Annotated in this window: 9 protein-coding genes and 1 pseudogene; 3 read left to right on the top strand and 7 right to left on the bottom strand. The window is 73.5% G+C overall.

Features of this window, described 5'->3' with window-relative positions; genetic code table 11:
* Positions 1-96: pseudogene (locus tag ACLFMI_RS23635) on the top strand (IS5/IS1182 family transposase); the annotation flags it as partial.
* 24 nt (positions 97-120) lie between these two features.
* Here ACLFMI_RS23635 and ACLFMI_RS23630 read toward each other — a convergent pair.
* From ACLFMI_RS23630 to ACLFMI_RS23620, 3 genes are all read right to left on the bottom strand, one after another.
* Positions 121-600, bottom strand: coding sequence for a hypothetical protein (locus ACLFMI_RS23630; RefSeq protein WP_410950142.1), 480 nt, complete (start codon positions 598-600; stop codon positions 121-123).
* Between the two features lie 112 nt (positions 601-712).
* Positions 713-901 (bottom strand): hypothetical protein, encoded by a 189-nt coding sequence (locus tag ACLFMI_RS23625; protein WP_410950141.1) that lies wholly within the window; start codon positions 899-901, stop codon positions 713-715.
* Positions 902-1,078: 177 nt separating this feature from the next.
* Positions 1,079-1,801, bottom strand: a complete 723-nt coding sequence (locus tag ACLFMI_RS23620) for a YwaF family protein (protein WP_410950140.1) — start codon at positions 1,799-1,801, stop codon at positions 1,079-1,081.
* Positions 1,802-2,190: 389 nt separating this feature from the next.
* Between ACLFMI_RS23620 and ACLFMI_RS23615 the strand changes: the two genes are divergently transcribed.
* Positions 2,191-3,435, top strand: a complete 1,245-nt coding sequence (locus ACLFMI_RS23615) for a glycoside hydrolase family 140 protein (RefSeq protein ID WP_410950139.1) — start codon at positions 2,191-2,193, stop codon at positions 3,433-3,435.
* Between the two features lie 9 nt (positions 3,436-3,444).
* Here ACLFMI_RS23615 and ACLFMI_RS23610 read toward each other — a convergent pair whose 3' ends face one another.
* From ACLFMI_RS23610 to solA, 3 genes are all read right to left on the bottom strand, one after another.
* The gene (locus tag ACLFMI_RS23610; protein WP_410950144.1) at positions 3,445-4,377 is read right to left on the bottom strand and encodes a PDR/VanB family oxidoreductase; all 933 of its coding nucleotides are present in this window, start codon (positions 4,375-4,377) and stop codon (positions 3,445-3,447) included.
* Between the two features lie 65 nt (positions 4,378-4,442).
* Entirely contained in the window at positions 4,443-5,783 is a 1,341-nt protein-coding gene (locus ACLFMI_RS23605) for an aromatic ring-hydroxylating oxygenase subunit alpha (protein ID WP_410950138.1), read from the bottom strand.
* 46 nt (positions 5,784-5,829) lie between these two features.
* Positions 5,830-7,014 carry an N-methyl-L-tryptophan oxidase gene (gene solA / locus ACLFMI_RS23600; RefSeq protein WP_410950137.1) on the bottom strand — a complete coding sequence of 395 codons (1,185 nt, stop codon included), beginning with the start codon at positions 7,012-7,014 and terminating at the stop codon, positions 5,830-5,832.
* A 137-nt stretch (positions 7,015-7,151) separates the two neighbouring features.
* On the opposite strand from solA, the gene ACLFMI_RS23595 reads away from it, so the two are divergent.
* On the top strand, positions 7,152-8,084 hold the full coding sequence (locus ACLFMI_RS23595) for a LysR substrate-binding domain-containing protein (RefSeq protein WP_410950136.1): 933 nt from the start codon (positions 7,152-7,154) through the stop codon (positions 8,082-8,084).
* 52 nt (positions 8,085-8,136) lie between these two features.
* Here the strand turns inward: ACLFMI_RS23595 and ACLFMI_RS23590 are convergent, their stop codons facing one another.
* Positions 8,137-10,056: an FAD-dependent monooxygenase gene (locus ACLFMI_RS23590; protein ID WP_410950135.1), complete on the bottom strand. Its 1,920-nt coding sequence runs from the start codon at positions 10,054-10,056 to the stop codon at positions 8,137-8,139.
* Positions 10,057-10,135: the final 79 nt, after the last annotated feature.

Here is a 10,135-nt window from a genome sequence, read left to right as displayed (position 1 = left end):
ATGTCCGCCCGGCTGGCTGGCGAGCAGCTCCCCGAGCCTCGAAGCGACGTCGAGAAGGAAGCTGCCCGCCGGCTAGCAGAAGACCTCGAGAACTGACTCACGAGGTTTCACAACACGCTCTCAGGCGCAGGCCCCGGCGGCCGGGACGTCCACCGGGTGCATCGGCCCGTGCTCGCCGTGGAACACCGTGAACACCACGCTGGTCGGGCGACGGAACCAGCCGGTCCCGTCGTCCGACCGCCGGTAGACCAGCGGCGCGCAGCGGTAACCGAACACCGCACGTGCCCAGCCCTCGGCCTCGCCCTTCGGCAGCGGTTCGCTCCCGGTGACGCTCAGCTCCCAGATGCCGATCCCGGCGGCGGGTGCGGCGTCGTCCGGCGCGGTCGCGGTGACCAGCGTCAGCTCGCACGGGCCCTGGAAGGCCCGGACCCGGATCTCGCGCACCCGGCGCGCGGGCACCGGGTGCGGGTAGGGCTGGACCAGCAGCGCGACGCGCAGTTCGGTGAGCGGGTCGGGGTGCTCTGCCTGGATCCGCTGGGCGAGGTCGACCGACCGCTTGCGACGCAGGTCGGCGTTGACCAGGCCGCTCCCCATCGTCATCCCGAGGCCCCGCTTCCCTGCTCGAACCGAGTTCCAGAGTAGAACAGCGGTGGGCGCCGGGCGAGAGCGGGATCACACCGCGGCGCCGCCGCCGGGTGCGGCGCCGGGCCGGTCAGGCCGTCGAGGGCTCCCGGAGATGCAGGGCACCGGCGAGGTGGCGGCGCAGCAGCTGCGGATCCGCGGTGTCGGCCACCAGCTCGGCCAGCACGGCTTCGGTGTCGGGCTGGGCGACGTCGAGGACGTAGGGGTGCCGGGTGGGGGCCTCGGCGAGGTCGAGGCGGGCCCGGCTCTCACCGGCCACCCGTCGACCATCTCGAGGGCGGCGATCCGCCGGCCGCGGGCCTCCAGCCGGGGCAGCACGCCCAGGCAGGCCGCCGTCAAGCCCACCGGCCCGGCCCCGACGACCAGCACGTCGTCCGTGGTGTCCATGTGTGTCCCGCCCTTCGCCCGACGAGAGTGCGGCGAGGACTCGCGGTGATCACGCGATGTGCAACGGGCGTCCGCCTCGGCAGGTCCTGCGACGGGTCCACGGCCAGGTGATCAGGATCCAGCCGGCGACGACGAGCACGAACTCCACGAGCAGGTACCACGGCCACGGGCCGAGCAGGTCGAGCAGCGAGGGATTGTCCGGCTTGTGGCTGAGGAAGCCGTAGTTCGTGCCGGCCACCGAGTTGAACCCGAGCACCAGGGCGGCCCAGAGGACCGTCGCGGCGAGGGTGACGCGCAGCCCCTTCCACGTGGGGCGCACGCCGGCCCCCCAGGTCAGGTACAGCGCCACCCAGGGCAGCAGCAGGTGCAGGCCCCAGAACGCGATGAAGTCGACGTGCGGGAAGTCCGGCGCGTCCAGGGCGGGGGTGAACAGTGCCTGCGGGGTCAGCGTCAGGCCCCAGTAGTACAGCGGCGAGCACGCCCACCACCGGCCCGACCAGAGCGCGTAGGCCGCGGTCATCCAGGCGAGGTCGGACAGCTGCAGCGGCAGCGAGGTGTAGAGGTTCCAGTGCTCCGGGGTGAGCCGGCGCAGCTGCAACGGGACCTGGAAGGCGAGGATCGCGACCGCGAACGCCCGGTCGGACGTGGTCCCCGCCGGACGGCCCCGCAGGCGCCGGCGGGCCACGACGAGGAGCACCGCCCCGGCCGCACCGATGCCGAGCACCACCCAGTGCGTGGGGCCGTAGGGCACGAAGACGTCGGCGGGTGGCATGGGCGCTCAGGCGTGCGCCGTGCCCGTCCGCCGCCGCGGCAGGCCGCTCACCGGGGCACCGTCCGACGCCGGGCAGGGTCCGTGGTCCGCACGCGCCGGACCCTACGATGTGTTGCGACCTCGGCGGTGCCGGATCCCGCCACCCGTGCGGCGCGCGGTCGCATCACACCCGTTCGAGATCCGGACATTCACCGCGAACAGACCGGGCGGCCGGTAGGTTCCCGATGATCCCGGGACGGCCGACCGCCTGCGGTGGTCGGAGAAGATCGAGTAGCGAGGCGTGCGGAGGGCGGATGCCGCGGAGGCCAGGTCGAACCCGGAGGGCGCTGCAGGCGGCCGCGCTCGTGGCGATGGTCGGCTTCCTGCCGGCGGCGGGGGTGAGCGGGGGGATGGCACCACCGGAGCAGGAACCGGCCCCGGCGCCCCCGGCCGCCGGACTCCCGCCGCTGCAGGTCGACGGCCGGTACTTCACCGCAGGCGGCAAGCCGTTCTTCTGGCTGGGCGACACGGCGTGGGCGCTGCTGGGCAAGCCGGACCGGGACGAGACGCTCCGGTATCTGGACACTCGCCGGGAGCAGGGCTTCAACGTGATCCAGACGGTGGCGATCTTCCCCCAGGCCGGCGCCGACAAGCCGGTCGACGGGGACGTGAGCAGCGCCGCCGACCACCCGGACTTCTGGGAGAACGTCGACTTCGTGATCGACGCCGCCGCGCAGCGCGGCATGTACCTGGCCATCCATCCGGTCTGGGGCGACAAGCAGACCGGCTCGGTGGTCGACGAGGGCAACGCCGGGGACTACGGCCGGTTCCTGGGCGAGCGGTTCGGTGATCGCAGCAACGTCACCTGGACCCTCGGCGGGGATCACCCGGCCGAGGGTGAGGAAGGGCTGTGGCGCAGCCTGGCCGAGGGCCTGGACGAGGGCGGCGCCACCCAGCTGAAGACCTACCACCCGCAGGGTGACCAGAGCTCGGCCGAGTGGTTCTCCGGGGCGGACTGGCTGGACTTCCACATGATCCAGGGCGGGCACTGCCTGCGTTACGACGTCCGCGCGGACCTGGTGGAGTCCACCTACGCCGCCCGCCCGGCCAAGCCGTTCGTGGACGGGGAGCCGATCTACGAGGACCACCCGTACTGCTGGAAGCCGGAGAAGGGCTTCTCCACCGCGCAGGACGTCCGCCGCGACGCCTACTGGGCCGTCCTCGGCGGCGCGGCCGGACACACCTACGGGGCCCACGCGGTGTGGCAGTTCAGCGACGGCGGGAGCGGGGCCCTCGGCGCCCGGGGCAGCTGGACGGATGCACTGGACCTGCCGGCCGCCGGGCAGATGCGCCACCTGCGGGAGCTGCTGGAGTCGCTGCCGTTCGGGCTGGGTGAGCCGGCCCCGTCGGTGCTGACCTCGGATGCCGGGTCCGGGGCGGACCGGGTCGTGGCCAACCGGGCCTCCGACGGGTCGTACGCGCTGGTCTACTCCCCGTCCGGCGGGGAGTTCGCGGTCGACCCGGGCGCGGTGCCCGGTGCGGCCCGGGCGTTCTGGGTCGACCCGCGCACCGGGGAGCGCACGGAGACCGCGCCGGGGGACCGCTACGACCCGCCCACCGACGGGGACTGGGTCCTGCTGGTCACCAACCGGTAGCCGGGCGGTTCACAGGTCGAGACGCAGGCGGGCGCAGCCCCGTTCCGCCCGGGACACGCAGATCATCATCGTGCTCCCCGCGTCCCGCTCCTCGTCGGTCAGCACCGCGTCCCGGTGCTCGGCCCGGCCCGCGAGCAGCGACGTCTCGCAGGTGCCGCAGGTGCCCTCGCGGCAGGACCAGTCGGCCACGATGCCGGCCTCCTCGGCGACGGCCAGGATGGAGCGGTCGGGCGGCACGGTCGCGGTGACGCCACTCGTGCGGAACTCGACCTCGAATGCCTCGTCGGCCCCGGGGAGCTCGACCTCCCGGGGGGTGAAGCGCTCGATGCGCAGTGCCCCGGGCGGCCACGCCGTCATCGCGGCGGCGACGGCGTCGAGCATCGGCCCGGGCCCGCAGGCGTGGACGAGGGTGTCCGGGCGGGGCGTGGCGAGCAGGCCGTCGAGATCGAGCAGCCCGGTCTCGTCCTGCGGGGCGAGGGTGACGCGGCCGTCGTCGCGCGGGAGCTCGTCGACGAAGGCCATCGACGACCGGCTGCGTCCGCCGTAGAGCAGGCTCCAGTCCGCACCGGCCGCGTCCACCCGGGCGATCATCGGCAGGATCGGGGTGATCCCGATGCCGCCGGCGACGAACACGTGGTGCGGCGCGGGCTCGAGCGCGAAGTGGTTGCGGGGCTCGCCGACCTCGACGATGTCGCCGCCGTGCAGCTTGTCGAAGACGTACCGCGACCCGCCGCGGCCGTCCGGCTCGCGCAGCACCCCGATCCGCCACCGCAGCCGGTCGTCCGGGTCCGAGCACAGCGAGTACTGGCGGGTCAGCCCGTCGGCGAGCGCGACGTCGACGTGCGCGCCGGGGCTCCAGCGGGGGAGCTCCCCGCCGTCGGCGCGGCTGAGGGTCAGCGAGACCACGTCGTCGGCCTCGTCGCGGCGTTCGTGGATCAGCATCCGGTACACGGGGGCTCCTCGGGGCCGGTGGGGCGGCGGGTCCGGCGGTCGGCGAATCCGGCGGGTCAGGGCGCTGCCGAGGGGTGCGGCTGCGCCGGGTCCGGGAACATGCGGGTCATGGTGTCCTCGTCGCCGCCGGGCACGCGGTCGATCCCGAGCATCCGGTCGGCGATCATGTTCTGGAAGCGGTGCAGCGGCTCCTCGAACCGGAAGCACATCCGCCCGCCCCGGTAGGCCGGGTTCTCGATGCCCTCCTGGACCCGTTCGACGATCTCCAGGTCCTGCCGGTTGATCAGGTCCCAGAACTCCTCGAGCTGGTCGAGCCCGGCTTCGGCGGCCGGGTCGTCGAGCGACTCGGGGTGGGCGAGCAGCACCGCGGTCTCCGCCGTGCGGTTCGCGGCGACCGGCCGGTTGAACAGCACGAAGGCGTGGTTGGGCAGCACGACCAGGGCGGTACCGGGGAACAGGTAGACGAACCGACCGGCATCGGCGTCCCCGTCCCCGAGCGTGCTCAGCGGGGCCAGCCCGTCCCAGCCGCCGGCACCGGTGTTGCGCGAGACCGGTGTGGTGCACATGCCGGTGTACATCCCCGGCCCCTGCCAGCGGTAGTGGTCGGAGAACCTGGAGACCTGGTTGAGCTCCGGGTGCACCCAGGGCAGGTGGTAGTACTCCATGAAGTTCTCGCCGACCAGCTTGTGGTTCGCGGCGACGTCGTAGCTGCGACGCCGTTGCGGCACCCACTGCTCGAGCCGGTAGCCGGCGAAGCGGTCCGGCAGGTCGCCGAGGTGGTCCGTCAGCGGCGCGGGGTCCGGCGCCAGGTTGACGAAGAGGAGGAATCCCCAGGTGTCCACCGACGCCGGGAGCAGGCCGAAATCCGCGCGGTCGAACTCGCGGGCACCCGAGGTGTCGAAGATCGCCTCCTGCCCGGCGGGCACGTCCGAACCCTCGAACAGCGGCGTACCCAGGCACGTTCCGTCGGTGTCGTAGGTCCAGTTGTGATACGGGCAGCGGATCCGGCCGCGCCGGCCGACCTCGCGGGTGTCGGCGTCGAGCAGTCTGGTGGCGCGGTGCCGGCAGACGTTGTGGAAGCCGCGTAGCTCCCCGTGGCGGTTGCGGGTGACGATGATCGACCGGCCGGCGACGTCCACCACCACGCAGGCGCCGGGCCGGTCGACGTCGGCGGTGCACCCGACCGCGACCCACCCGGTGGCGAACACCCGCTCCTGTTCCAGGGCGAAGAACTCCGGTGCGCAGTAGGCGTCCGGGATCAGCGTGGACGCCCGTTCCACCGGCAGCCGGGTGGGCCGGTAGGTGGCCTCCTCGGTGAACCGGGCCGGGTCGATCGGGCGGGCCGGTAGCGCGGCGTGCGGGTCGGCGGCGGGTCCCGCCGTGGTCTCGGCTGTCATCGCGAGGGTCTCCCTTCCGGAAACGACCGGGCTGCGGCCGGTGGGATCAGACGTGGAAGCTGCGCGGGAACGACGGGTCGGTCAGCGCCGGGCGGGTGATCGAGAAGGCGTCGATCGGGTGGCCGGGCTCGCGATCCAGGGCGAGGTCGGTGAGCATCCCCCCGATCAGCGCGGCGAACTTGAAGGCGTGCCCGGCGCCGTTGGCGACGACGATCTGCGGGGCGTCGGGGAGGGTGTCGAGGACGAAGTTCTGGTCCGGCGGCACGGTGTACAGGCAGGTCTTCGTGTAGAGCTCGGGTCCGCCGAACCGGGGGAGGTGCCGGTCGACGAACGCGGCGTAGCGCTCGCGTCGTACCGGGTCCGGGTCGAAGGTGCGGTCGTCGGGGGTGGTCTCGTGCCCGCCCATGTGCTGGCCGAGCTTGGTGGCGACCTCGCCGTAGACCGGGAAGCCGTAGAAGTTGTGCCGGCCGTGCCACATGAAGACCGGGAACCGGGCCGGGGCGAACTCGGCGAGGTACGGGGTGGCGTAGTAGGTGACCTGCTCCTGCAGCACGGTCAGCGGCAGCGTGACGCCGGTGTCGGCGAGCACCTGGTTGGTCCAGGCGTCCCCGGCGACGACGACCCGGTCGGCGCGGAAGGTGCCCGCGTCGGTGACCACGGCGGCACCCGCGCCGTCCGGGCGGACGGCCCGGACCCGGGTGCCGGACATGACCTCGGCACCGTGCGCGCGGGCCAGCGCGAGGTGCACGGCGTTCGCCCGGGCGGCGTCGACGATGCCCGATTCGTGCTGGTAGAGCGCCTGCTCGCCGCCGGAGACCCGGAACTGGGGCCACCGCTCGACCAGGCTGTCGGCGTCGAGCAGCTCGTAGCCGACGCCGTAGCGGTCGAACATCGCCGTGTAGCCCTCGATGTTGCGGGTGCCGGTGGCGGCGCTCCGGCGGGCGATCCGGTCCTCGACGACCAGTCCGCCGGTCCGGGTGACGAGCTGCTGGCCGGACTCCGCCTCGATTTCGTCCCACGCCTTGTAGGCCGGGCCGGCCAGTACGGCGTACTGCTCCTCGTGCTGGGCCAGCCGGATGATCCGGGAGTGGTCCTGGGAGGCGCCTCGATGGTGGCCGACCTCGAACTGCTCGATGCCCAGCACCTCGGAACCGAGCTCGGCGGCGAGCCGGTACAGCGCCGCCGATCCCAGCCCGCCGAGGCCGACGACGATCACGCGACTACCCGTCATCTCTGACTCCTGGGCGTGCCGGGGAAGCCCCGGCTCGGTGGTGGGGCCGCGCACCGCGGTGCGCAGGGGAAGTGTCGGCGCCACCGATTCTTCGCGTCTACCGAAGAATCGAACCAAGGATCTTGTACATTGCGTACATGATTGATCGACGGCTGCGGGTGCTCCGGGCCATCGAACGGCACGGGACCGTCACCGCTGCCGCCGAGGTGTGTCGGATGACCCCGTCCGCCGCCTCGCACCAGATGCAGGCGCTCGCCCGGGAGCTCGGCGTCGTCCTGCTGGAGCAGGAGGGCCGCGGGGTGCGGCTGACCTCGGCCGCGCGCACCCTGCTCGCGCACGGCGAGGCCCTCACCGCGCAGTGGGAGCGCGCCGTGGCCGACCTCGCCACGCACGGGGCCGGGGACGTGGGTGGGACGCTGCGCTTCTGCGGGTTCTCCACCGCCGCGGCGGCCGTCGTCCCGCAGGCGCTCGATCGGCTGCGGCGCGAGCACCCGGCGCTACGACTGCACCTGCGCGAGACCGAGCCGTCCCGCTCGTTCGACCTCCTCGCCGCCGGCGACGCCGACATCGCCGTGGTCGTCGCGACGCCGAACATCCCGCCGGTCTCCGACGCGGCCTTCGACCAGCAGACCCTCTACGACGAGCCGCTGGACCTCCTGGTCGGGGCCGGGCATCCGGTCGTCGGCCGTCCGGACGTCGCGCTCAGCGAGATGGCCGCGGACCCCTGGATCTGCAGCAGTCCCGGCCGCGCCTACCACCAGCTCGTCACGCTCGCCTGCACCAGCGCCGGGTTCGCCCCGGACGTCGCCCACTACGCCGACGAGTGGGACACCGGCGCCGCGCTGGTCGCCCGCGGGTTCGGCGTCGCCCTGGTGCCGCGGCTGGCCGACCTGCCCGCCCGGCACGACACCCGGCGGATCCCGATCGGCGCGCCGCCGGTCCCGATCCGCCGCGTCATCGCCGCGGTGCGGGCCGGCTCGCAGGAGCAGCCCACCATCGCCGCCGGCCTCGCGGCGGTGCGCCAGGTCTGCGGCGCGCTGTCGACCACCCTCGCCGCCCCCACCAGCTGACTCCGCACCCCGCACCCCTGTCTCGCAACGCGGAGACGGGGTCGGGGTGGGTTCAGTGTGCTGGGGCCGCGACCTCCTGCAGGGTGCCGGCGAGGAACGCGCCGAGCTCGTCGTGGGCGTCGAGCGGCAGGACGTGCGCGACGTACTGGTCTGGGCGGACCAGCACCACGCAGCCGGCGTCCCGGTCCACCCCGCGCAGGTCGAACACGTCGGAGGCCGGGTCCGGGCAGAACGCCTTCTCGTAGTCGACGAGCCCGAACCGGCCCTTGCGGGGCAGCAGGACCGGCGGGAGGTCGTCGACGCCGAGATCGCGGTGGCCCTGCTGGAACACCGCCCGGACGTCGATCACCGAGTCCGGGTCGGCGCCGGGCGGGGTGAACCGGCCGAGCGGCGACTTCTCCGAGGCCAGGAAGGTGGCGAGCTCCCGCAGCCGGGACCCGGCCTCGCCCGGGTGCGCCCGATCGGCGAAGGCGTAGAGGCGCCACGCCCCGTCGGCCCGGGCGGCGTGCCCGAGGTGCATCGGCTTGGCGTCGGCAAGCCGGATCACCGGCGCGGAGTGGAACCGGGTGCCTACCTCGAAGCCGGTCGCGAGGTCCTGGTGCCCGGTCGCGGCGGTGAGGCAGGACGGCCCGTACCGGACGGCGACGCCGGCGGTGAAGCGGCCCTGGTCGCGGAAGTAGCGCTGGAACCGCCCCGGGTCGGGGTCGGTGCCCCCGTCCGGCCGGGCGCTGAACAGCGCCGCGAACTCGCGGTCGAAGTCGATCAGTTCCTGGGCGACGGCCTGCCGCTCGGTCGAGTAGGTGCGCAGGATCTCGGGCTGCGACGTGCCGCGGAGCACCGTCCCGAGCTTCCAGCCCAGGTTCCAGGCGTCGGCCATCGAGACGTTCATGCCCTGGCCGGCCTTGGCGCTGTGCGTGTGGCAGGCGTCGCCGGCGATGAACACCCGGGGGAGCCGGGTGTCGAGCTCGGCCTCCGGCACGTCGTCGAAGCGGTCGCACAGCCGCTGCCCGATCTCGTACACCGCCCACCAGCCGACCGAGCGCACGTCGATCGAGTACGGGTGCAGGATCCGGTTGGCGACCGCGGTCAGCTTCTCCGGGGTGACGCTGCGCTCTCGCAGCATCTCGGCGTCGCGGAGGTTGTCGAGTTCGATGTAGAGCCGGACCAGGTACCCGCCCTCGCGCGGGATGATCAGGATGCTGCCCTGCTCGGAGTGGACGACGGACTTGAGCCGGATGTCCGGGAAGTCGGTCACGGCCAGCACGTCCAGCACGCCCCAGGAGCTGTTGGCGACGTCGCCGACGAGCCGGCGGCCGATCGCCTCCCGGGTGCTGCTGCGCGACCCGTCGCAGCCGACCACGTACCGGGCCCGCACGGTGGAGGTCTCCCCGGTCGGCTCGGAGTCCCGCAGGTGCGCCAGGTCGACGGTCACCGGGTAGTCGGCGTCCGGGTCGGCATCCACCCGGACGTCGGTGAGGTGCAGCCCGTAGTACGGCTCGGCCCGGCTCGCCGACCGCACCATGTGCTCGCGCAGGTAGGTCAGCATCCGGGCCTGGTTCACGATCATGTGGGGCATCTCGGAGAGCCCCTCCTCGACGTCGTCGATCCGCCCGGTGCGGACGATCGACGAGCCCTCGGCCGGGTCCGGTCGCCAGAAGGCCACCTCGTTGACCTGGTAGCCCTCGTGCACGAGCTGGTCGGCCAGGCCGAAGGCCTCGAACATCTCCACCGTGCGGCACGCGACGCCGTCGGCCTGGCCGACCTCCAGCGGACCGTCCCGTCGATCGACGATCATGGTGTGGACGTCCGGGAACTCGGCGAGCTGGGCGGCCAGGACCAGGCCGGCCGGGCCGCAGCCGACGATCAGCACGTCGACCGTCTCCGGGATCCCCGGCGGCCGGTCGGCCACCGCGGGGTCGGCCGGCTCGACGAACGGGTCACCCGGTCGGTATCCGTCGAGATAGAACTGCATCGTCGGGCTCCTCAGTACGGGACCGGACCGCCGGCCGGACCGGCGCGGGGCACCGGCGCCGTCGGCCGGTGGCCCGGAC

This window comes from Pseudonocardia nantongensis (assembly GCF_046546495.1).
In the GTDB taxonomy this organism is placed as follows: Bacteria; Actinomycetota; Actinomycetes; order Mycobacteriales; family Pseudonocardiaceae; genus Pseudonocardia; species Pseudonocardia nantongensis.
The sequence above is the reverse complement of the archived record's forward strand: the minus strand, read 5'-3'. Positions and strand labels throughout refer to the sequence as shown.

Bases quoted from the DNA above. Each gene is read 5' to 3' on its own strand.
- ACLFMI_RS23590 (WP_410950135.1), bottom strand. From the start codon at position 10,056: ATGCAGTTCTATCTCGACGGATACCGACCGGGTGACCCGTTCGTCGAG.
- ACLFMI_RS23610 (WP_410950144.1), bottom strand. From the start codon at position 4,377: ATGCTGATCCACGAACGCCGCGACGAGGCCGACGACGTGGTCTCGCTG.
- ACLFMI_RS23605 (WP_410950138.1), bottom strand. From the start codon at position 5,783: ATGACAGCCGAGACCACGGCGGGACCCGCCGCCGACCCGCACGCCGCG.
- ACLFMI_RS23630 (WP_410950142.1), bottom strand. From the start codon at position 600: ATGACGATGGGGAGCGGCCTGGTCAACGCCGACCTGCGTCGCAAGCGG.
- ACLFMI_RS23595 (WP_410950136.1), top strand. From the start codon at position 7,152: ATGATTGATCGACGGCTGCGGGTGCTCCGGGCCATCGAACGGCACGGG.
- ACLFMI_RS23615 (WP_410950139.1), top strand. From the start codon at position 2,191: ATGGCACCACCGGAGCAGGAACCGGCCCCGGCGCCCCCGGCCGCCGGA.
- solA (WP_410950137.1), bottom strand. From the start codon at position 7,014: ATGACGGGTAGTCGCGTGATCGTCGTCGGCCTCGGCGGGCTGGGATCG.
- ACLFMI_RS23620 (WP_410950140.1), bottom strand. From the start codon at position 1,801: ATGCCACCCGCCGACGTCTTCGTGCCCTACGGCCCCACGCACTGGGTG.